19 protein-coding genes and 1 tRNA gene are annotated in these 20,749 nt (G+C 55.8%); 7 read left to right on the forward strand and 13 right to left on the reverse strand.

Annotated features, from left to right (window positions below; genetic code table 11):
- Nucleotides 1-864 precede the first annotated feature (864 nt).
- Both ACL2XN_RS12045 and ACL2XN_RS12050 read left to right on the forward strand, forming a co-directional pair.
- Complete coding sequence (locus ACL2XN_RS12045) at nucleotides 865-1,809, forward strand: 2-hydroxyacid dehydrogenase (protein ID WP_413722205.1); 945 nt, start codon at nucleotides 865-867, stop codon at nucleotides 1,807-1,809.
- 119 nt (nucleotides 1,810-1,928) lie between these two features.
- Nucleotides 1,929-3,374 (forward strand): DASS family sodium-coupled anion symporter, encoded by a 1,446-nt coding sequence (locus ACL2XN_RS12050; protein ID WP_413722204.1) that lies wholly within the window; start codon nucleotides 1,929-1,931, stop codon nucleotides 3,372-3,374.
- Nucleotides 3,375-3,497: 123 nt separating this feature from the next.
- On the opposite strand, the gene ACL2XN_RS12055 is transcribed toward ACL2XN_RS12050, so the two are convergent.
- Complete coding sequence (locus tag ACL2XN_RS12055; RefSeq protein WP_413730891.1) at nucleotides 3,498-5,159, reverse strand: methyl-accepting chemotaxis protein; 1,662 nt, start codon at nucleotides 5,157-5,159, stop codon at nucleotides 3,498-3,500.
- Between the two features lie 655 nt (nucleotides 5,160-5,814).
- Nucleotides 5,815-5,890 (reverse strand) — tRNA-Thr (locus ACL2XN_RS12060).
- 255 nt (nucleotides 5,891-6,145) lie between these two features.
- On the opposite strand from ACL2XN_RS12060, the gene ACL2XN_RS12065 reads away from it, so the two are divergent.
- Nucleotides 6,146-6,568: a VOC family protein gene (locus ACL2XN_RS12065; RefSeq protein WP_413730892.1), complete on the forward strand. Its 423-nt coding sequence runs from the start codon at nucleotides 6,146-6,148 to the stop codon at nucleotides 6,566-6,568.
- Between the two features lie 250 nt (nucleotides 6,569-6,818).
- Here the strand turns inward: ACL2XN_RS12065 and proA are convergent, their stop codons facing one another.
- From proA to gpt, 5 genes are all read right to left on the reverse strand, one after another.
- On the reverse strand, nucleotides 6,819-8,072 hold the full coding sequence (gene proA, locus ACL2XN_RS12070) for a glutamate-5-semialdehyde dehydrogenase (RefSeq protein ID WP_413730893.1): 1,254 nt from the start codon (nucleotides 8,070-8,072) through the stop codon (nucleotides 6,819-6,821).
- A 9-nt stretch (nucleotides 8,073-8,081) separates the two neighbouring features.
- Nucleotides 8,082-9,185, reverse strand: coding sequence for a glutamate 5-kinase (proB, locus tag ACL2XN_RS12075; RefSeq protein ID WP_410016280.1), 1,104 nt, complete (start codon nucleotides 9,183-9,185; stop codon nucleotides 8,082-8,084).
- A gap of 113 nt (nucleotides 9,186-9,298) precedes the next feature.
- The gene (gene crl, locus ACL2XN_RS12080; RefSeq protein ID WP_410016281.1) at nucleotides 9,299-9,700 is read right to left on the reverse strand and encodes a sigma factor-binding protein Crl; all 402 of its coding nucleotides are present in this window, start codon (nucleotides 9,698-9,700) and stop codon (nucleotides 9,299-9,301) included.
- A 75-nt stretch (nucleotides 9,701-9,775) separates the two neighbouring features.
- Nucleotides 9,776-11,023 carry an esterase FrsA gene (gene frsA / locus ACL2XN_RS12085; protein ID WP_413722199.1) on the reverse strand — a complete coding sequence of 416 codons (1,248 nt, stop codon included), beginning with the start codon at nucleotides 11,021-11,023 and terminating at the stop codon, nucleotides 9,776-9,778.
- A gap of 182 nt (nucleotides 11,024-11,205) precedes the next feature.
- Nucleotides 11,206-11,664 carry a xanthine phosphoribosyltransferase gene (gene gpt, locus ACL2XN_RS12090; protein WP_162367625.1) on the reverse strand — a complete coding sequence of 153 codons (459 nt, stop codon included), beginning with the start codon at nucleotides 11,662-11,664 and terminating at the stop codon, nucleotides 11,206-11,208.
- A 233-nt stretch (nucleotides 11,665-11,897) separates the two neighbouring features.
- Between gpt and pepD the strand changes: the two genes are divergently transcribed.
- Nucleotides 11,898-13,358: a beta-Ala-His dipeptidase gene (pepD, locus tag ACL2XN_RS12095; protein WP_410016283.1), complete on the forward strand. Its 1,461-nt coding sequence runs from the start codon at nucleotides 11,898-11,900 to the stop codon at nucleotides 13,356-13,358.
- A 19-nt stretch (nucleotides 13,359-13,377) separates the two neighbouring features.
- On the opposite strand, the gene dinB is transcribed toward pepD, so the two are convergent.
- Nucleotides 13,378-14,463 (reverse strand): DNA polymerase IV, encoded by a 1,086-nt coding sequence (gene dinB, locus ACL2XN_RS12100; RefSeq protein WP_413722198.1) that lies wholly within the window; start codon nucleotides 14,461-14,463, stop codon nucleotides 13,378-13,380.
- Between the two features lie 185 nt (nucleotides 14,464-14,648).
- Between dinB and dpaA the strand changes: the two genes are divergently transcribed.
- A complete protein-coding gene (gene dpaA / locus ACL2XN_RS12105) occupies nucleotides 14,649-15,386 on the forward strand; it encodes a peptidoglycan meso-diaminopimelic acid protein amidase (RefSeq protein ID WP_410016285.1) in 738 nt (245 codons plus the stop codon).
- Here dpaA and ACL2XN_RS12110 read toward each other — a convergent pair.
- The 3 genes from ACL2XN_RS12110 to ACL2XN_RS12120 all read right to left on the reverse strand — a co-directional run bounded on the left by ACL2XN_RS12110 (nucleotide 15,357) and on the right by ACL2XN_RS12120 (nucleotide 17,601).
- The gene (locus tag ACL2XN_RS12110) at nucleotides 15,357-16,124 is read right to left on the reverse strand and encodes a class II glutamine amidotransferase (RefSeq protein WP_410016286.1); all 768 of its coding nucleotides are present in this window, start codon (nucleotides 16,122-16,124) and stop codon (nucleotides 15,357-15,359) included. The genes dpaA and ACL2XN_RS12110 overlap by 30 nt on opposite strands.
- A 37-nt stretch (nucleotides 16,125-16,161) precedes the next feature.
- On the reverse strand, nucleotides 16,162-16,746 hold the full coding sequence (gene lpcA / locus ACL2XN_RS12115; RefSeq protein ID WP_413722197.1) for a D-sedoheptulose 7-phosphate isomerase: 585 nt from the start codon (nucleotides 16,744-16,746) through the stop codon (nucleotides 16,162-16,164).
- Nucleotides 16,747-17,016: 270 nt separating this feature from the next.
- Nucleotides 17,017-17,601, reverse strand: a complete 585-nt coding sequence (locus ACL2XN_RS12120) for a YceI family protein (protein WP_413722196.1) — start codon at nucleotides 17,599-17,601, stop codon at nucleotides 17,017-17,019.
- A gap of 294 nt (nucleotides 17,602-17,895) precedes the next feature.
- Between ACL2XN_RS12120 and ACL2XN_RS12125 the strand changes: the two genes are divergently transcribed.
- Nucleotides 17,896-19,053 carry a pyridoxal phosphate-dependent aminotransferase gene (locus tag ACL2XN_RS12125; RefSeq protein ID WP_413727103.1) on the forward strand — a complete coding sequence of 386 codons (1,158 nt, stop codon included), beginning with the start codon at nucleotides 17,896-17,898 and terminating at the stop codon, nucleotides 19,051-19,053.
- Nucleotides 19,041-19,841, forward strand: a complete 801-nt coding sequence (locus ACL2XN_RS12130; protein WP_413730894.1) for an amidohydrolase — start codon at nucleotides 19,041-19,043, stop codon at nucleotides 19,839-19,841. Before ACL2XN_RS12125 ends, ACL2XN_RS12130 begins: the two co-directional genes overlap by 13 nt.
- On the opposite strand, the gene uraH is transcribed toward ACL2XN_RS12130, so the two are convergent.
- Both uraH and uraD read right to left on the reverse strand, forming a co-directional pair.
- Nucleotides 19,838-20,179 carry a hydroxyisourate hydrolase gene (uraH, locus tag ACL2XN_RS12135; RefSeq protein ID WP_413722194.1) on the reverse strand — a complete coding sequence of 114 codons (342 nt, stop codon included), beginning with the start codon at nucleotides 20,177-20,179 and terminating at the stop codon, nucleotides 19,838-19,840. The two genes, ACL2XN_RS12130 and uraH, sit on opposite strands and share 4 nt — an antisense overlap.
- Nucleotides 20,179-20,679: a 2-oxo-4-hydroxy-4-carboxy-5-ureidoimidazoline decarboxylase gene (uraD, locus tag ACL2XN_RS12140; RefSeq protein WP_413730895.1), complete on the reverse strand. Its 501-nt coding sequence runs from the start codon at nucleotides 20,677-20,679 to the stop codon at nucleotides 20,179-20,181. The genes uraH and uraD overlap by 1 nt, the downstream gene beginning before the upstream one ends.
- Nucleotides 20,680-20,749 lie beyond the last annotated feature (70 nt).

Genomic DNA, 20,749 nt, shown 5'->3' on the forward strand with positions numbered 1-20,749 from the left:
GAGATTATTCCCTCTGCCGGGTATTTACCGTGCACTTTTTTTGCCAATGTTACTGCGATAATGCTGAAGTATATTAAGTATAAATCAAATTGCTGGCCCAACGGTTATGCAAATGCACATTTTTAAAAATTGATCAGCGCGACAATCTAGGCAATTGACCGCTTATCAGTGACCGATATCACGAAAACAAACCCATTGCGACTCTCTATTACACTTTGAGCGAAACAGCCCGCCGCGGGTTGACTGTTGAAATCCGTTAACGTCGCGCAGGCACCCTCATTGGCCCCGCGCAGACTTTATCATTGCGCTTGAGCAAGGCATCAGCACTATTTCTTTTTAACCAGGGTAACGCGATACGGTTATAACAAAATGAGACGGTAAACACATGGACACAAGTAAACCATAAATCAATTAACATTTATATGTGATGACTATCATATAATTGATATAAATTTTCAAAATATCATTTATTTTAAAAATGATGCGACATATTACGCATATTTTTCCAATATAACGTAAATTCAAATTTATTGTTCAAATTTGGGATTTGCATCAAATTATCTTGGCTTATGTACCAATTTTATAATTTATCTTTGAGCTTTTGCCCAATGCTGTTGTTTACATATCTTTGCATAGTGACTGCAATTAAATAATGAAAAGATAATATGGATGCTGATCGATTATAAACAACGGCTGTTTCTGGTATCAAAATGTCGATGTTACCCATCCGTATGTTAATTGCTTGGGGTGTTATTAGTCACATTGCCTGCAAATGTTAATTTATATCATCATGGGATTAGGATAATTCGCTGCGCCGGATTAGCCGTCACGTTATGTCGCTTTAAACTTTAAACGGGATATGTTATGGACACTAAAAAAATAGAAGTAATGGTTATTTCGCCTCTTCCCCCGGTTATGCTGGACGAACTGGCAGAGACATTTACCATACATAATTATTGGTTGACGGAAGACAAAGAAGAATTATTAAGCCAAACCGCCACGCGGATACGCGGGGTGGTGACCCGATCCCATCTTGGAATAAATAGAAGAATTATCAATGCCTTGCCTCAGCTGGAGATGGTGTCGATTTTTGGCGTTGGCCTGGATGCCGTCGATCTGGATGCGGCGCGTGCCCGTAATCTGGTGGTGACGAATACACCTAAGGTCCTCAGTGAATGTGTGGCGGATACCGGTTTGGCGCTGATGTTAAGCGTCTCTCGCCGTATTTGCGAGGCCGATCGTTTTTCCCGTTCTAAATCCTGGTTAAATGGACAATTTCCTTCCGCCTCGCGGATGCACGGCAAAATATGCGGGATTGCGGGCCTGGGCAATGTCGGGCAGGCGGTAGCAACCAGGGCGCAGGGTTTTGGCATGCCAATACATTTTTATGACCCCTATTCCAAAGAACAAAACTTCAAACGTTTCGATACCCTGGTGGCGCTGGCGGAATCCTGTGATTTTTTAGTATTGACCCTACCGGGTGGTGCTGAAACTTTCCATGCGATAAACAAAGAGGTATTACAAGCCTTGGGTAAATCCGGGATCTTGGTAAATATCGCCCGCGGCACTGTTGTCGACACTGCGGCATTGATCGAGGCATTAAATAATAAGGACATCTTGGGTGCGGGGCTAGACGTATTTGAAGACGAGCCCGTTATCCCGCGTGAGCTGTTCCAATTTGACAACGTTGTCCTTACCCCCCACCTGGCAAGCAACACCGTTGAGACCCGTACTGATATGGCAAACTTAGCGGTGCGTAATATCAGAAGCTATTTCGAAGAAGGGCAGGCTATTACGCCGGTAAAATAATTCATCTCCATGGTGACTGTTATTTTCGCCTAAAGCTTCTCATGTCTATTTGCTTTTATATTATTCATTTTTTATGAAGGGATATTTTTGCACATAGATATACTTACAAGGAACTCTCTATGAGCGCTGTCATGCTTGAAAAAATGCCTGACCATTCTGCCCTTAAGAAAAAATGGGCCAGGATCGGCATTTGCGTTTTGTTTGGCGCCATCATTTGGAATATTCCCATCCCGATTGGGTTTACGCCTCAAAATTGGCATTTATTTGCAATATTTTTTTCCACCGCTTTCGGTTTTATGCTGCAGCCCCTGACGTTGGGGGTTATTACCATTGCATCCCTGGTTGTCGCGGCGATGTTTGGCGTTTTGGATGTCAAAGGGGTGCTGGTCGGCTACAGTGCCGATGTGGTGTGGCTTATCGTCGCTGCGTTTCTCTTTTCACGCGGCTTGATTAAAACCGGCCTGGGCAACCGGATTGCTTATGCCTTGTTGCAGCGCTTTGGCAGCAGTTCCCTTAAGCTTGGCTATACCCTGGCATTCAGCGATGTCCTGATAAGCTTTTGCGTTCCCTCGGCGACCGCGCGCTGTGGGGGCATCATGTTTCCCATTGTCCGAAGCGTAGCGGAGGTCAGCGGCTCTAAACCCGGCAGCTCCGCCAGGAAACTGGGGGCGTACCTCGTGCAGACGGTGGTACAAGTCGACAGCGTTGCCGCCTGCCTGACCCTAACGGGGCAAGCCGGCAATCTGTTAATGGTGGCGTTTGCTTCCAAAATCGCGGGCATAGAAATTTCCTGGAGCATATGGGCAATGGCGGCGTTTGTGCCGGCGCTGTTTTGTCTGTTGATCATGCCGTATTTGCTGCACAAGATTTACCCACCTGAATCGAACCAGACTCCGGAAACCAAACAGATTGCCAAATCGTCGCTTCAGGCCATGGGCAAAATGTCTTTTAAAGAAATTTTACTTTGCATAATCCTGGTATTGACCATTATCGGTTGGGGCACCAGCGGAATGACTAAAATCTCCGCGACCGTTATTGCCCTGGCCGGCGTCTGTCTTATGTTGCTGGCGGAAGTCATCGACTGGAAGGACGTGATCAATGAAAGTGGCGCTTGGGACACGCTGGTGTGGTTGGGCGGTATGTACGGCTTGGCGGAAAATTTATCAAAATCAGGTTTCTTTAAGGTATTTGCGGATTGGGTACAGGTCAGCTTATCGGGTATGCCGGTTCTGCCCGTATTGATCATACTGGTCAGCATCTATGTTTTTTCTGCGTATTTCTTTGCGGGGGGGATCCCGCATATTCTCGTCATGTATCCAGCATTTATAACCGTAGGCATTGCTGTGGGCGCACCGCCGATGCTGGTATGCTTATTATTAGCCTTTTGCTCTTCTTTATATCAGGCCATTACGCATTATTCGTCTGGCCCGGCGGCAATATTTTTTGCTGGAGGATATATAGGACAAAGGGAGTGGTGGAAGTTAGGTTTTATCGTGACCTTATTTAATGTGTTGGTATGGTCAATACTGGGCGCTTTCTGGTGGAAGATCATCGGACTTTGGTAACATGGCAATATTGAGCATCAGGCCCAGCCGTCATGCTGGGCTTTTTTTATCGGTGATCATCCACGGAGTTGCATGAGGCAGGGTTCTGAATCCCGCCGCCTCATCTTGACTTTTTTACACGGGTCAGAAACTTTGCCAGCCTTCTTCCGTCTCCGCTGTCTTTTTCTTCGTTGTCAGTCCGTAAGGTGACGATTTCGCCACTCCTGCCGGGCTTAGCGCGGAGGGGAATTTTCCCGTTGACGGTGATTCGATAACAAACGTGGCTACCAGCTGATTGAGGACGGTGGCCTGCTCCATTAGCGAGTGCGAGGCGGCCGAGGCTTCCTGTACGAGTGCCGCATTCTGCTGCGTCACGTCGTCCATCTGGTTAACCGCCTGGTGGACCTGGCCAATACCCAGCATCTGCTCTTTAGCGGCGGCCGCGATTTCATTCACCAGGTCTGCGACCTGACTGATTGCGTCCTTCATACCGGCCATATTCTGCCCGACTTCTTCCGCCTGACCCGCCCCTTTCTCCACGAAACTCATGGAAGACTCAATCAGCACTTTGATCTCACGGGCTGAAGACGATGAGCGCTGTGCCAGACTACGGACTTCACCGGCAACGACTGCAAATCCGCGCCCCTGTTCCCCGGCCCGCGCCGCTTCAACTGCGGCATTCAGCGCCAGAATATTGGTCTGGAAAGCAATACCTTCAATAAGCGAGATGATATCGGTAATTTTTGCAGAACTGTTCCTGATATCGGACATTGTGCCCAGCATGGTGCTGACCTTAGCTGAGCTGTCTTCCGAGAGCCGGCGGGCATTCTGTGAAAGCTGGCTTGCCATACCGGTATTTTCGGCAGTCTGCCGTACCGTTTCACTCAACTCTGACATGCTGGCCGCCGTCTGCTCCAGGGAGGCAGCCTGCTCTTCGGTACGGGACGAAAGGTTCTCGTTGCCTGCCGATATCTGCGTCGAGGCCGTAGTGACGGATTGGGAGGACGCGCTCACGGACAACAGCGAGGCGGCAACATTTTCCACCAGGGCATTGAATGCTTTTGCCGTCAGGCCAATTTCGTCTTTACGTGAATCATCCGCCCGCAGGGTCAGGTCCAAGCGGGAACTGGCATTCTCCATGGTGGAACGCATGGCGTTAAGGTTTCTGCGGATACCGGTTATCGTCTTCACACTGAATAAGCCGAGGATAAGGATCACCAGTGCCGACCCGCCAATCATGCCCCGTAACGTCAACTGATAGATTTGGGTATTCTGATTTTTGAGCGTTTCACCGACGTCTACGTTCAACTGCAACTGCTTCATGTAGCCGGCGATGAGGCCGCGGGCGGCTTCACCTACACCGGCGTCGCCCTGGAGCTCACCGAGGGAGACCGCGTTATTCTGCTCACGGGAGCCTTTCAGGAAGGCCGGCAGTTTGTTCTGGATATCTTGTATGCTGGCCAGGCCAGCCTCCGTCATTTGCCGGTCGCTGTCGTTGGAAATTTCGTTATCCAGATAGAACTGATTGAGAGACTTCAGATTACTTACCAGCTCGCTGAGTTTTTTCTCAACTTTGGCTTGTCTGGCCGGGTCGGTTACGCTCTGATGCCGGTACATCCAGATAATCAGCTGGTTGCTGCCATCCACCATTTTGCTTAAGTCGATAATGGAAGGAACAGTATTGCTCTGGACATACTGAAAACGTGCCTGAAATCCTGTTACTACCAGAACGGCCACAATCACCAGGGCAATAAGTGAGGCTGACAGCAGAGAAAAGACCAAGAACAGACGCTGTGTAATTGTCATATTTATTTTCACCTGAGATGTGCCGGATAGAAGGGCTGCATGTCGTAAACCATTCAGCAGCCCTTAACTATCGGCGTCAGACAGAAAATAGTTAATTAAACTTGCCACTATCACGAGATTGACCCAAGACCGATTTTTTTCTCCCGTTAAAAGCAGAATTCCGGCAGGCTAAACCCTCCCCGAAGAAGAGGTAATGATTGAAGACGGGCACAGACATTCTAATCAATCCAGCCAGATACGGCCCCTGGACTGTCAGCGTCATAGATAGCATTGAGCGTAGGCTTTAACATTTGACATTGCCCGCATAAAAAAGCCCACCAGATGGCGGGCGAAAACGAAATGGGGCAATTAAATAATGACAGGGTGAGAATAGGTGAGGAAGGTTACGGCTGGATGACAGGCATGAAATAGCCCGCGCGAGGGCCGGTTTCAGCCTGCTTCAGGGCAAAAGCAATGTGCTCTTCGGTACAGCGGATCTTTTTCATGTCTGGATTGTTTTTTTTAAAGATAAGGGGGACAGAAAATTCCCGTTTAGCCTGGTCCTGATTACTGCGGGGAAGATCAGTCTGGTAGATAATGGGAGATAAGAAACGGGCTACACTGCTTAGTATACGGGCTGTTAATTTATTTCGGTAGACTTGGGAAGAGTTTGAAATGGTGCCGATAATAGGAGTCGAACCTACGACCTTCGCATTACGAATGCGCTGCTCTACCAACTGAGCTATATCGGCATGATGAAGCTGTGTCATGCGGGATGAATCTCGGTGGGACACGTTATGCAAAAGCGGTGAAAGAGTCAATAGGCGGGCGCGCGTATGCCGATAAAAACAGCAAATAGCCGTTTAAGATCAACCCGCGCCTACATTATCGCCACTTATCCTGCCATACCGCGCCGCGTCATCGCTGACAGGATGCTCTATAGTAAGTACTAACTATTATTTTCCCATAAGTCTGATGGACTCTGTCAGCGCTGCCCGGAGGAAACAATGCAACTGCAAGGCATCCATCATGCCGCACTGGCGGTGAGCGATATGGATCTTATGCTGGCATATTATCGCGACGCGCTCGGCATGCGGCCTCACCCCATTAAACGTAACTGGCTGAACGCCGGCCGGGGCTTTTGCCTGCACCTGATGCCGTCGAACGGCACGCTGGCGCCACGCGATCCATCTCGGCATATCGCCTTCCAGGTGGGTGACCTTAACCGCTGCGCCGGCTTTCTGCTTGCACAAGGACTCCAGCCATACCAGATGTCCGTCACGATGGAAGTGTATTATCTCACCGACGGCGCCGGCCAGCTGGATAACGGTATCGGCACGCTTTTCCTGGATGACCCGGAGGGCAATACCCTGGAGTTTATAGAACGGGGCCGGGGAATATTCAGCAAGTATGATGATGGGTTGGAATAAAAGAACGACCGCGATGGCGTTGCCAAACAACAGGCCCGGCCGGATGCGTTTTAGGCCGCCTGAGCATCGCCAGGCGCCACCGGGAATAGCCGCGGCGCCTGGCGGTAATAATAGAAGTAAGCGCCTGCTATCACGATAAGCGTCTTAACGCACTAGGGGCCTGACAGGTATCCGCGCCACAGGAGCGATTGCCGTAACCGTCGCCCGTCCGGTCCCGGCGGGCGCTGAGGTCATCCACACCTGAGCGCTGTCACGCCCTGCTGAGATTATCCCCATACCCAATCCATTTATAGGTGGTTAGCGCTTCCAAACCCATCGGGCCGCGCGCATGGAGCTTTTGGGTGCTTACCGCCACTTCCGCGCCCAGGCCGAACTGGCCGCCGTCGGTGAAGCGAGTGCTCGCATTGACATATACCGCCGACGAATCCACCTCGCGCACAAAGCGTTCCGCGTTAGCCAGCGACTGGGTGAGAATGGCATCCGAATGCTGGGTGCCGTATCTGCGGATATGATCGACCGCCTCGTCAAAGCCTTTCACCACCTTGACGTTCAAATCCAGAGACAGCCATTCATCCTGATAATTGGCCTCCTCCACCGGCACGCAGGCCGCCGGACCGTCGGCCAGAAACGGCCGCGCGCCGTGGTCGGCATGCAGCGTCACGCCTAGGCTGTGCATATGCCTGCTTAAACGGCTCAGGAAGGCCGGCGCGACAGCCTCGTGCACCAGCAGAGTCTCCAGGGAGTTGCAGGCGCTGGGACGCTGGATTTTGGCGTTCTCGATAACCTTGAGCGCCGGCTCAATATCGACGGTCTCATCGGCATAGATATGACATACGCCGATACCGCCGGTAATCACCGGGATCGTGGAATTTTCGCGACATAACTTATGCAGCCCCGCCCCGCCGCGCGGGATCAGCATATCCACGTAGCGATCAAGCCTCAGTAGTTCGTTCACCAGGGCGCGATCGGGATTATCGATGGCCTGTACCGCGCCAGGCGGCAACTGGCAGTCCACCAGCGCCTGCTGAATAGCCTTGACGGTGGCGGCATTGGTGCGGTGGGTCTCTTTGCCGCCGCGCAGGATCACCGCGTTGCCGGTTTTCAGGCATAAAGCCGCCACGTCCACCGTGACGTTGGGGCGCGCTTCATAAATCACAGCCACCACGCCCAAAGGTACGCGGCGTCGTTCCAGCTTCAGGCCGTTGTCCAGTTGGCGGCCGTCGATCACCTGGCCGACCGGATCCGTCAGGCGGCAAACCTGGCGCACGTCGGCGGCGATGGCGGATAAACGCGCCGGGGTAAGCAGCAGACGGTCCTGCAAGGCATCGCTCAGGCCGTTTTGCCGCGCGTCGGCCATATCCAGCGCATTGGCCGCCAGGATATCCCCGCTTTGCGCTTCCAGGCGATCGGCGATGGCCAGCAGGGCCCGGTCTTTGTCGGCGCTGCTCAGCACGGCCAGTTGCCAGGATGCCGCTTTGGCGTCTTTGCCCATTTGCTCAAGCATAGCTACTCCTTAATAAATAATCATATCGTCGCGATGGATGGCGACCGGCCCGTACTCGTAGCCGAGGATGGCGCTGATGTCCTGCGAATGGCGGCCGGCGATCATGCGCAGCGCGTCGCTGTTATAACGGCTGACGCCATGGGCCAGATCCTGGCCGTCAAGACCGCGGATACGCACCACCACGCCACGGGAGAAATCGCCGTCCACCGAGCGGATGCCCTTGGGCAATAACGAGCTGCCCCGCTCGCGGATCGCCGCCAGCGCGCCGTTATCGACGGTGATATCCCCTGCCGGCGGCGGCCCGAACAGCCAGCGCTTGCGCGTTTCCAGCGGCATTTGCTGCGCATGGAAACGGGTGCCCACCGGCCGATCCGCCATCATATCGCCAATCACGCCCGGCTTGCTGCCGGCGGCGATGACCACATCGACGCCGGCCCGGCTGGCGACGTCCGCCGCCTGGATTTTGGTCGCCATGCCGCCGGTGCCCAGGCCCGAGACGCTGTCGCCGGCAATGGCGCGCAGGGCGTCGTTAATGGCCGTGACCTCGGTGATAAGCGTAGCGTCGGGGTTGGTGCGCGGGTCGGCGGTATACAGCCCGGCCTGGTCGGTCAGCAGCAGCAGTTTATCGGCGTCGGCCAGAATGGCCACCAGCGCCGAGAGATTATCGTTATCGCCCACCTTTATTTCAGCGGTGGCCACCGCGTCGTTTTCATTGATAACCGGCACGATGCGGTTATCCAGCAGCGCGCGCAGCGTGTCGCGGGCGTTGAGGAAACGCTCGCGATCTTCCATATCCGCGCGGGTGAGCAGCATCTGGCCGATATGGATGCCGTAAATGGAAAACAGCTGTTCCCAGAGCTGGATCAGGCTGCTTTGGCCGACGGCGGCCAACAGCTGTTTTGACGCAATGGTCGCGGGCAATTCCGGATAGCCCAGGTGCTCGCGACCGGCGGCAATGGCGCCGGAAGTGACAATCACAATCCTGTGGCCGGCGGCGTGCAACTGCGCGCACTGGCGCACCAGCTCGACGATATGGGCGCGGTTAAGCCGGCGCGATCCGCCGGTCAAAACGCTGGTGCCCAACTTCACAACCAATGTCTGGCTGCCATCCATAACATATCTACCGTAATAAAGTTAAAAAGGCGTGCCTGGTCTTTATAAAAAGAAAAAGCGTTATGCCCGCCAGCATAACGCGAAATAAGATAAAAAGCAGGTGCGTGATGGCGTTAGTCTTTCAGGACAAAGGGCTCTTCTTTGAAGTTATCCGCCGGTTCCAGCGTCATCTCAAGCGACAGGATATAAGCGCGCAGGCGGGTATGAAAAGCGCGCAGCGAACTTTCCAGCTTATCGATTACCGCCGGATCGCTGATTTTTTCCTCATTCCAGCGACCCGCTTTATCGAACATGCCCAGATGATAGGCATAGGTATAACGGTTCTCTTCAGCTTCCAGATCGATCCACCATCCCCAGAATTCACGTTTTTCCGGCGAGGGCTGCATATTGATGCATACCGCCAGGCAATCAAAGAAAAAATGATTGTCGCTGCACTGCCCTTCGCGGATATAGGGGCCGAGCGCGGTAAATCCTTTCATCAACCTGCTTTTCGGATGTCCACTTACTAACGCCATGCTGATAACCTCAAATGCCTCAAAATGAATACTGACTTCTTTATGTAGCAAATCTATAGGATTAAGCAAACTTACTTAGTCACATTTTGCCAGCCAGTCGCGGATTTCGAGCAGCGCCCGATGAAAATTCTGATACACCGGCGCCGATTTTATGCGAAATAAGGTGCCGGACAACGATGACGACGCGATAAGCGCGGCCTCTTCCTTCGGGCTAAAGGGATCGTTATCCCAAAAGCCGGACAGCATCGGCGTTGGGCAGCGCCTGCCCAGCAGTCCCTGGATCTTGAGCGAATAACGGCTCAGCTCGATTTTCAGCGCCGCATCCGAGGCGTTGGCCATGCCCATGCGGCTGGCCAGCACGTCCATATACATATCCGGCGCCTGATCCTGGCGCGCCGGATCGGTAAGCAGCGCGTGCACCACCGGTCCGAGGCAGGCGACGCCGCGCAGGCGCCGGGACTCCAGATACGCCAGCCGGACGGCGATATTGGCGCCGAAACGAAACCCGAAAGCCATGACGCGCCTGGGGTCGACCCACGGAATATCCGCCAGGCCTTTTAACACCTGCTGGTGGAGAAAGCTGGAATCCTGGTTCAGGGTCCATTTCGACGAAAAACCGATGGACGGCATATCAATGGTCAACATTGCCAGGCCCGCCGGGGCAAAATAGTCATGGAACAGGCGGTAGGTGTCGTTTTGCAGCATATCCAGGCCACCGCACACCAGTACGGTGGGAAACGGGCCTTTTCCCTGCGCCGGCAAATGCAAAAATCCCGTCACGCTGCCGCCGCCGGCAACGGGGAAGGTCAGCGCTTTCAGCTCATAGCTGAGCCGGGAGGCGGCTTCCTCCCAGGCGCGGTTGGCCAGGGTTTGCGCCTGTTCCGCCAACAGGTCGCCGCACAAATGGGGATACGCGGCCACGCTGTAGAAATTGGCCGCCTGCAGCCAATGCCGCCCGGCAAGCGCGGCATCCGGCTCATCCATGCCGCGCTGTTGCCACGCCATGCCCTGATGGGACCACTCATAAATCCAGTTGCCGGGCCGGTAGCCGATCACGGTATCCAGCAGGCGATCGTCGGTCCTTTCGCTTTTGCTGGCGGCGATACGGGCCAGCACCTCTTCAATCTCCCAGGGATCGATACCGCGCCAAATCCACAGCAGGCGGTTGATCATGCGATACCAATTACCGGGGTTGGTGCCCTCGAGGGCGGCGAGGATGGCGGCTTGCCTGCCGATATGGCGCGGCCGGGTGACCAGTGTCGAGGTTTCCTGTTGCTTGAACGTGGGTTTAAACAGTACTTCGCTCAGATTGGTGCCGCTCATTGAGCTATTGCCTCCATCAGCCAAAATCTATGAATGAGGGGTTATATTAGCAAGATTGCTCATTGCGCGACAAATAAACCAACGCCCGGCATGGTGCCGGGCGTGCGGTCGGGAATCATCCCCGGATTAACGGCCGTGAAGCCAACCCGGGGCGAGGGTGCGACGGACTATTTCCCCGCTGTTTATTTACCGACTAACGGGGGAATAAACACCACGCCCATATCCCATGGCTGTTCGATCCAGGTGTCCTGAGGAATATCGACCATATAGTCATCCACCAGCGGCCGGCCGGCGGGCTTAGCGAAAATCGTCACGAAATGGGCTTTGGGGTACATATCGCGGATGGCTTTGGCGGTGCCGCCGGTATCCACCAGGTCGTCAATGACGATAAAGCCTTCGCCGTCGCCCTCGGCGCGTTTAAGCACCTTGAGTTCGCGCTGGTTGTTATGGTCATAGCTGGAGATGCAAACGGTGTCCACGTGGCGGATATTCAGCTCGCGCGCCAGCAGCGATCCCGGGACCAGGCCGCCGCGGCTGACCGCGATAATGCCCTTCCACTGTTCTGCGGGGAGTAGCCGTTGGGCCAGTTTCCGCGCCTGAATTTGCAACATGTCCCAGGTTACGACGTATTTTTCGCTCATAAATGCTGTCCCAGCCGGATTGGGTCGGCTTAAAAGTACAGGGAAAAAAGGTTGCGCGAGATTATAAAGACGCCACCGCCGAAATACCAGCGCTACCTCCCTTTTTAACCGCGGTTTCCCACCCGGGCAAAGTAAAGTGGTATTCTTTATTTCTCTTTGGTAACCATCCGACCGTCTGCGGGCTGTTTATTAATGACCAGACCGGGTCTTACGTTGTAACAGGAGTTTTTATCGTGTCTGAACTGACTCAACTTTCACCTCAGCCGTTATGGCAGATATTCGCCAAGATCTGCTCCATTCCCCATCCCTCTTATCATGAAGAAGCGCTGGCTACCCATATCCTGCGCTGGGCGCAGGAAAAAGGCTTGCATGGGGAGCGCGACGCGGTCGGCAATGTCCTGCTGCGCAAGCCCGCCACGCCGGGGTATGAGAAACGCCAGCCGGTGGTGCTGCAGGCGCATCTGGATATGGTGCCGCAGAAAAACAGCGATACCATCCATGATTTTACCACCGATCCCATCCAGCCTTATGTCGACGGCGACTGGGTCAAGGCACGCGGCACCACGCTCGGCGCCGATAACGGTATCGGCATGGCCTCCGCGCTGGCGGTGCTGGCCGACGACAGTGTGCAGCACGGCCCGCTGGAAGTGTTGCTGACCATGACCGAGGAAACCGGCATGGCGGGCGCCTTTGGTTTACAGCCGGGCTGGCTGCAGGCCGAGATCCTGATCAATACCGATTCCGAGGAAGAAGGCGAAATCTATATGGGCTGCGCCGGCGGGGTTGATTTTAAAACCGTCCTGCCCCTTGAGCGCGAGGCGGTGCCGGCCGGCTACCAGATCCTCAAGCTGACCGTTAAAGGACTGAAAGGCGGCCATTCCGGCGGCGATATCCACCTGGGACTGGGCAACGCCAATAAACTGCTGGCCCGTTTCCTGTCCCGGCACGCGCAAAAGCTGGATATCCGCCTGCTGGATCTTAACGGCGGCACGCTGCGTAACGCCATTCCGCGCGAGGCCTTTGCCACCCTCGCCCTGCCGCAGGAAAACGCCGAGAGCCTGAACGCCCTGGCGCAGGAATACCTGGCGGTGATCAAGGCCGAACTGGCGGCGGTGGAAAAGAAACTGGCGATTGAGATTGAGCCGGCGACATCGGACGCGCAGGCGCTGACCAAAGCCTGCGGCGATCGGTTTATCGCCCTGCTTAACGCCACGCCCAACGGCGTGATCCGCATGAGCGACGACGTCAAAGGCGTGGTGGAAACCTCGCTGAACGTCGGCGTGGTCTCGATGGCGACGGATCAAGCGATGATTCGCTGCCTGATCCGCTCGCTTATCGACAGCGGCAAGGAAGAGGTGGTGGGCACGCTCACCGCCCTGGGCCAGTTGGCCGGCGCCGAAACAGCCGCCAAGGGCAGCTACCCGGGCTGGAAACCGGACGCCAATTCGCCGGTGATGCATCTGGTGCGCGAGACCTACCAGAAGCTGTTTAACAAAACCCCCAATATCCAGGTGATCCACGCCGGTCTTGAATGCGGTCTGTTTAAAAAACCCTATCCGCGCATGGATATGGTGTCCATCGGGCCGACCATTACAGGACCGCACTCCCCGGATGAACAGGTGCATATTAAAAGCGTCGGCCAATACTGGATATTGCTTACCGCGCTGCTGAAAGCCATTCCTGAAAAGCACTAAAGCGTAACGCCCCCGCGCCTCAGGGAAGAGGCCGGTGGCGCAAATCGTCTTCCCAATTAAGCATGAGCTGACGCTCGATTTGCGGATCCAATAACGTTACATGCAGCCCCACCAGCCGCACGCCGCGATCGCCGCGCCGCTGCTCCCAGGCCTGCCGCGCAATATGCAGCAAATCCTCTTTGTTCAACTTCGGCCAGACATGCTCCTGGGTGGTCTGCTGGAAATCGGCGAACTTCAGCTTAATGCCCTGCCGGGCGATATGCAGATCCGGCCTGACCCGGCCAAGACGTCGCTCCAGTTCCGGGTAAAGCTGTTCGATAATGGCCTCGCACTCTACCCAGGCGACGATATCTTCCGCCAGCGTGCGCTCGACGCCGACGGATTTGCGCAGGCGATCGGACGAGACCTCCCGTTCGTCGATACCCTGTGAACGCTCCCAGATCACCCGGCCGAATTTACCAAACTGCCGCAGCAGCGTCGCCAGATCACAGCGTTGTACATCCAGGCAGGTCGTTAAGCCCATGTCGGCGAGTTTTTTGGCGGTGACTTTACCCACGCCGGGTATTTTGCCTAACGGCAACTGCGCCAGAAAAGCCGGCACGTCCCCGGGAGTAATCACATACTGTCCGTTGGGCTTATTCAGGTCCGAAGCAATCTTGGCTAAGAATTTTACCGGCGCCACGCCCGCCGAGGCGGTAAGGTTCAGCTCGTCGGCAATCTGGCGGCGGATGGCCTGGGCCATCAGCGTAGCCGACCCGCTGTGATGATGGCTGTCCGTCACATCCAGGAAAGCTTCGTCCAGCGACAGCGGTTCAATCAGCGGCGTATATTGGCTGAATATATGCCGGATATGTTCCGAGGCTTCTTTGTAGGCCGCCATGCGCCCGGGCAGCAGTTTTAAATGCGGGCAGAGTTTCAGCGCCATGGCGGTCGACATGGCGCTATGCACGCCGAATACCCGGGCCGGATAATTAGCGGTGCTGATGACCCCGCGCCGGTCCGCCCGGCCGCCGATGGCGATGGGGATATCGCGTAAAGTCGGATCGTCGCGCATTTCCACCGCCGCGAAGAAGCAATCCATATCGACATGTATGATTTTACGCATTTATCCCCCTTAACTGTACAAGTATACAGTAAGACGACGAATTTATACAAAACGTATCTTGATAAATATACAGGCAGTGATATCTTGTCGCTGTTTTAGTTGTTTTACTTGCCGTTTTTTAAAGGGTCCGCCGACAACGCCCCGTTGCCCGGCATCTTTATTATTTTGACTACGCAGGAATGATAATGGGCAAAATCGCGCTGTTGTTTGCGATATTGTTTTGTATACCGGCCATGACGTCCGTCAGTTATGCCAGTGAGCAGGCGCAGACGCAGGTATCGAAAGAATTAAAGGCACAACTATTAGGCTCACCGGTTTTTATTCAGATCTTTAAAGAAGAACGAACGCTTGAACTGTATGCCAAAATGGGTAATGAATACCGCATGCTGGGCAGCTACCGCATTTGTAATTTCTCCGGCGGCCTGGGTCCGAAACGCCGGGAAGGGGATTTTAAAAGCCCGGAAGGGTTTTATTCAATTACCAACCGTAACCTAAATCCGAACAGTCATTATTATCGGGCGATAAATATCGGTTTTCCCAACGCCTACGATCAATCGCAAGGCTATTCCGGCGCGATGCTAATGATCCATGGCGACTGCCGTTCTATTGGCTGTTATGCCATGACCGATGGATATATCGCCGAAATTTATCATTATGTGGAAGCCGCGTTGCAAAACGGACAGGCCCAGGTCAATATCCATATTTTCCCGTTCCGGATGACCGAGGCAAACCTGCAGCGCCACCGTTTTTCGACGTATTATCCTTTCTGGCGTTCACTTGAACCGGGTTATGCCTATTTTGCCCGCTACCACCAGCCGCCGGCGGTGGCGGTCGTCAACGGTCAATACACCATCAACGCGCCGCTGCAGTTAAACAGCGGCACCCCGGTAATTTCACAGTTCGCGCTCTCCGAAACGAAATAATACGCTCTCCCCTGGCGCAATCTTGTGCCAGGTTTCATTCCCCGTCAGCGGCTGCGTGGCGATAACGGTGACCACGTCGTTTGGCGTGGTCTGCTGCTGGAAATCGATCTCCACATCCTGGTCAAGCAATGTCGCCTTGCCAAACGGCGCCCGCCGGGTGATCCAATACAGATTCGTGGAACAATACCCCATCACAAAACGGCCGTCCGACAGCAACATATTGAAGATGCCCTTTTGCCGCAGCTCGCCGGCAAGCACCGCAATATAGCGAAATACCGCCGGCCAGTTAGCCGGGGTGCGCGGATAGCGCGCCGCCAGCCGGGCCAGCAGCCAGCAAAAGGCATATTCGCTGTCGGTTTTCCCCACCGGGCGATAACAGCCGGTATCCAACTGGCGAAACCCCCGCAGCTGGCCGTTATGGGCGAAGGTCCAGTTGCGTCCCCACAGCTCGCGGGTAAACGGATGGGTATTTTCCAACGACACCTTGCCGCGGTTGGCCTGGCGGATATGCGACACCACCGCGCAGGATTTAATCGGATAATCCTGCACCAGCCGGGCGATAGGCGAATTGAAACTCGGCAACGGATCCTTGAAGGTCCGGCAGCCCATGCCCTCGTAAAAGGTGATACCCCAGCCATCCTTGTGCGGCCCCGTACGGCCGCCGCGTTGTACTAACCCGGTAAAGCTGAAGCAAATGTCCGTCGGTACATTGGCACTCATCCCGAGCAGTTCGCACATGACCCGTCTCCTATGCCAGGGCGTCTGAACGCCGTAATTACGCGCCCGCCGCCATCTCTTTTTCAATCAGTTGGATCAGGATATGGATCGCCTTGATATGGATTTCCTGAATACGATCGGCATAACCGAAATGCGGCACACGGATTTCCACGTCGGCGGTGCCGGCCATCTTGCCGCCGTCCTTGCCGGTGAGCACGATGACTTTCATGCCTTTGGCGCGGGCCGCCGCCACGGCGCGGATGATATTGGCCGAATTGCCGGACGTGGAGATGCCCAGCAGGACATCGCCTTTATTACCCAGCGCTTCCACGTAACGTGAAAAGACAAAGTCGTAGCCAAAATCATTGCTGACGCAGGACAGGTGGCTGGGATCGGAAATGGCGATGGCCGGATACGCCGGGCGGTTATCGCGATAACGGCCGGTCAGTTCCTCGGCGAAATGCATGGCGTCGCAATGGGAACCGCCGTTGCCGCAGGAGAGCACCTTGCCGCCGGCTTTAAAAGAATCGGCAATCATAATGGCGGCGTCTTCTATCGACTGCAGATGGCGATCGTCGCTGAGAAATTTGGCAAGCGTTGCCGCCGCTTCGTTAAGTTCACTACGAATCAAGTCCTGATACATGGTTCCCTCGGTATAGGCTGGCTAATTTAATCGTTATCCCAGCCATCAGTTTACCGGATCGGCTAAACCACGAGAAGCGAAGTTAATCCCGTGCCCTTGCGTTACCACATGGAATTTGCAGTTTAGAGCCAGGATGGAATGGTGATGCCGCAAAAAGCAACGGCGAAGCAACGACGGCGGAGACTATGCCCGCCGGCGCTGCGCCCAACGGCGGCGCTTGCACCGGCGGGCCTGGCGCCGGCCGGTGGGGTTGCATTCACGCCATGACCGTTACTTCACCAGGGCCTCGGTGGAAATGCTGATAGCCACGGCGTCGCTGACCATAGGCACATATTTGTCCATGGCAAAATCAGAGCGCTTGATGGTGGTGGTGGCATTAAACCCGACCGCCTGTTTTTTCGCCATCGGATGCTCGCCTTTTTTGTTCAGCACCGCGTCCAGGATCACCGGTTTGGTGATATTTTTAATTTTCAGTTCACCGTAAACTTTATATTTATTGGCGCCCTCGCTGACGATTTTTGTGCTGCGGAACGTGGCCAGGGGGTAAGCGGCCAGATCGAAATAGTCCTTACCCTTGAAATCGTCCGTCAGCGCCTTGACGTGGGTATCCACCGTGGCAACCGGAATAGATACATCCACCGTCGAACGGGCGATGTCGGCATCATCCAGATGAATATTACCGGTAACGTTTGAAAAATCAGCGGTCGGATTGGAAAAGCCAAAATGGTTCCAGGAGAACACCACTGAGGTGTGCGCGGGATCCATGGCATAGGTCTGGGTCGCCGCCTGGGCAAAACCGGAAAGCAGCCCAAAGCCGATAACCAGGGGTGCTGCGATTCTTTTTGCGTTAATCATCTGTCTCTCATTCCGTTGCGGTTCAAAGAAGCAATTATAGTGGCCTTTTTAAGCACCGCATGCTGCCGAAAAAATTTGTCCTATTAATTCAGTCGTTTTGACCGACTGAAATGTCATCGGGCCAAAAACAGAAGAGTGAGAGTATGTTATCGCTTTTGCGCCGTTTAGGTGCTGCGATATAAAACTCGCCCAACGGCGGATTTAGCCGTTTAACCATCTAAACGTCCCGATTGTTAATTATGCTGAGCGTGTTATATTGAGGTAAAAACCGGCTTTTAAGAGTGGTAATTAGCCATGAGCAGCATCTACGTTCCGCAAAGCAAACTCCCCGCCTTGGGCACCACTATTTTCACCCAGATGAGCGCGCTGGCGCAGCAGCACCAGGCCATCAACCTCTCGCAGGGGTTCCCGGATTTTGACGGCCCGGAACATCTTAAGGCGCGGCTGGCGTACCATGTGGCCCAAGGGTCTAATCAATATGCGCCGATGACCGGCGTACCTGCGCTGCGTGCGGCGATTGCCGATAAAACCGAACAACTGTACGGCTGGCGGCCAGACCAGGATCAGGAGGTTACGGTCACTGCCGGGGCCACGGAAGCCCTGTTCGCCGCCATCAGCGCCCTGGTGCGCGCCGGTGATGAAGTGATCTGCTTTGATCCCAGCTATGACAGCTACGCCCCGGCGGTCACCCTGGCCGGCGGCGTGACCCGGCACATTGCGCTGACGCCGCCGTCGTTTCGCGTCGACTGGGCGGCGTTTGGCGCGCAGCTTAACGATCGCACCCGCCTGGTGATCCTGAACACGCCGCATAATCCCTCCGCCACTGTATGGCGGGACGACGATTTCGCTGCGCTTTGGCAGGCCATCGCCGGGCGGGAAATCTATGTGCTCAGCGACGAGGTGTATGAACATATCTGTTTTGCCGCCGGCGGCCATGCCAGCGTGCTGACGCACCCCGAGCTGCGCCAGCGCGCCATTGCCGTCTCGTCATTCGGTAAAACCTACCATATGACCGGCTGGAAGGTAGGTTATTGCGTGGCTCCGGCGGCGCTCAGCGCCGAAGTACGTAAGATTCATCAGTACCTGACCTTTGCCGTCAATACCCCGGCGCAGCTGGCGCTGGCCGATATGCTGCGCGACGAGCCGCAACATTGGCGACAGTTGCCCGCGTTTTACCGCGACCGGCGCGATCACCTGGTGCAGGCGCTGGCGCCGAGCCGGCTGGAGTTGTTGCCCTGCGAGGGCACCTATTTCCTGCTGGCCGACTATAGCGCGGTCTCGGATATGGATGATGTGGCGTTCTGCCGGTGGCTCACCGTGAACGTCGGCGTTGCCGCCATTCCCTTGTCGGTGTTCTGCGCCGATCCCTTTGCCCACAAACTGATCCGGCTGTGTTTTGCCAAACAGGATGCCACCCTTGATGCCGCCGCGGAGCGTTTATGTCAACTTTGAATATCAGCCTGTTGCAACAGCCTCTGGCCTGGATGGACGGCGAGGCTAACCTGGCTCATTTCGACGGCCTGCTGGCCGACGCCCAGGGACGCGATCTGATTATCCTGCCGGAAATGTTCACCACCGGCTTCGCCATGGAAGCGGCCGGCCGCGCGCTGCCGCAGGGCCGGGTGGTGGCGTGGCTGCAACAATGGGCCGACGCCACCGGCGCCATGATCGGCGGCAGCGCGGCCATCGGCACGCCGGAGGGCGCGGTGAACCGCTTTTTGCTGGTAGCACCGCAGGGTCGGGTTCATCTTTATGATAAACGCCATCTGTTTCGCATGGCGGATGAGCATCATCACTACCAGGCCGGACAAAAGCGGGTGGTGGTGGACTGGCGCGGCTGGCGCATCCTGCCGCAGGTTTGTTATGACCTGCGCTTTCCGGCATGGTCGCGCAACCGCCAGGATTACGATCTGGCGCTGTATGTCGCCAACTGGCCGGCGCCGCGCGCGTCTCACTGGCAAACCCTGCTGGCGGCCCGCGCCATCGAGAACCAGGCCTATGTCGCGGGCTGCAACCGCGTCGGCACCGACGGCAACGGTCATCAGTACAGCGGCGACAGCATGATTATTGACCCGGCGGGTAACGTGCTGGCCCAGGGCGGGCCGGGGCGGGCCGAGCGCCTGGATGCCACTCTATCCCTCGCCAGCCTGCGCGAGTATCGCGCGGCGTTTCCCGCCTGGCTCGACGCCGATAGCTTTACGCTTGATGCGCCCGCGCCCGGTGCCGCCGGCCTGGCTTAACTGCCCTGGTAGGTGGACCAGCCGTAGGGATTGATCAGCAGGGGTAAATGCAGATGGTCCTGCTCTTCGCGCACAAAAAAATCGATTATTGCCGAGCCGTATAAGGCGCTGATGCCCTGTTGGGCAAACCAGGCGCCGAATGCCGCGCTAAGCCGGTAATGTCCCGGCGGTATGCCGTCGGGCGTTAGCGTGGTGAGCCGGCCGTCGCTGTCGGTTAATCCCCGCGCGATCGCCTCCCATGTGAAATACTTTTCCCTTTCCAGCTTCACCTTCACCTGTACCGCCGGCGTGCCCCGTGAGGTATCCAGGATATGGGTGGTAATCTTGCAACCGGTCATCAACATTCCTCCAGCTCCTTGCTTAAACGTAGCAGGGCGATTTCCCTTAACTGCAGCGCGGTTTCGCGCGTTTCCTCTTCGGGGCTATTATCCAGGCGGCGGCGCAGGTTCGCCAGGATTTCATGACCGCTGCGCCCGGCGGCGCGGATCAGGAACACCTGCCCGAAGCGTTGTTCGTAGCGCCGGTTGCCCTCCCGCAAATCGGCGGCCAGACGCGCGTCGGCAGGATCGACCCCCGCCTGCTCGCGCAGGGAATGTCCGGCGCCGGCACTATCGCCGCCGGGGCGTTCACCGATGCGGGGATGATGCGCCAGGGCAAGGTCCACCTGTTCCGCGCGCCAGGCCAGCGCCAGCTCACCGGCAAACGCCAGCAGCTGATCCACGCAGGTAAACGGCCTGGCCGCCACGATTTTCCCGGCCCAGGCGGGGATAGCCGCGCAGGCGAGCAGGAGCTCCGCCACCGCCGACTGCGGGGCCTGATTAAATTCATCGAGCGTCATAGGCCGTCTCCTCTGCCGGTTGTCAGTCCCACGCTGGGCCGCGACCCTGTATCGACGCGGAACAATAAAG

It is taken from the genome of Sodalis sp. RH22, assembly GCF_047324165.1.
In the GTDB taxonomy this organism is placed as follows: Bacteria; Pseudomonadota; Gammaproteobacteria; order Enterobacterales; family Enterobacteriaceae; genus Acerihabitans.

Bases quoted from the DNA above. Each gene is read 5' to 3' on its own strand.
- ACL2XN_RS12130 (WP_413730894.1), top strand. From the start codon at position 19,041: ATGTCAACTTTGAATATCAGCCTGTTGCAACAGCCTCTGGCCTGGATG.
- gpt (WP_162367625.1), bottom strand. From the start codon at position 11,664: ATGAGCGAAAAATACGTCGTAACCTGGGACATGTTGCAAATTCAGGCG.
- ACL2XN_RS12120 (WP_413722196.1), bottom strand. From the start codon at position 17,601: ATGATTAACGCAAAAAGAATCGCAGCACCCCTGGTTATCGGCTTTGGG.
- ACL2XN_RS12110 (WP_410016286.1), bottom strand. From the start codon at position 16,124: ATGTGCGAACTGCTCGGGATGAGTGCCAATGTACCGACGGACATTTGC.
- ACL2XN_RS12050 (WP_413722204.1), top strand. From the start codon at position 1,929: ATGAGCGCTGTCATGCTTGAAAAAATGCCTGACCATTCTGCCCTTAAG.
- frsA (WP_413722199.1), bottom strand. From the start codon at position 11,023: ATGAGCGGCACCAATCTGAGCGAAGTACTGTTTAAACCCACGTTCAAG.
- ACL2XN_RS12125 (WP_413727103.1), top strand. From the start codon at position 17,896: ATGAGCAGCATCTACGTTCCGCAAAGCAAACTCCCCGCCTTGGGCACC.
- ACL2XN_RS12065 (WP_413730892.1), top strand. From the start codon at position 6,146: ATGCAACTGCAAGGCATCCATCATGCCGCACTGGCGGTGAGCGATATG.
- dinB (WP_413722198.1), bottom strand. From the start codon at position 14,463: ATGCGTAAAATCATACATGTCGATATGGATTGCTTCTTCGCGGCGGTG.
- proA (WP_413730893.1), bottom strand. From the start codon at position 8,072: ATGCTTGAGCAAATGGGCAAAGACGCCAAAGCGGCATCCTGGCAACTG.
- dpaA (WP_410016285.1), top strand. From the start codon at position 14,649: ATGGGCAAAATCGCGCTGTTGTTTGCGATATTGTTTTGTATACCGGCC.
- ACL2XN_RS12055 (WP_413730891.1), bottom strand. From the start codon at position 5,159: ATGACAATTACACAGCGTCTGTTCTTGGTCTTTTCTCTGCTGTCAGCC.
- lpcA (WP_413722197.1), bottom strand. From the start codon at position 16,746: ATGTATCAGGACTTGATTCGTAGTGAACTTAACGAAGCGGCGGCAACG.
- crl (WP_410016281.1), bottom strand. From the start codon at position 9,700: ATGGCGTTAGTAAGTGGACATCCGAAAAGCAGGTTGATGAAAGGATTT.
- uraD (WP_413730895.1), bottom strand. From the start codon at position 20,679: ATGACGCTCGATGAATTTAATCAGGCCCCGCAGTCGGCGGTGGCGGAG.
- uraH (WP_413722194.1), bottom strand. From the start codon at position 20,179: ATGACCGGTTGCAAGATTACCACCCATATCCTGGATACCTCACGGGGC.
- proB (WP_410016280.1), bottom strand. From the start codon at position 9,185: ATGGATGGCAGCCAGACATTGGTTGTGAAGTTGGGCACCAGCGTTTTG.
- ACL2XN_RS12045 (WP_413722205.1), top strand. From the start codon at position 865: ATGGACACTAAAAAAATAGAAGTAATGGTTATTTCGCCTCTTCCCCCG.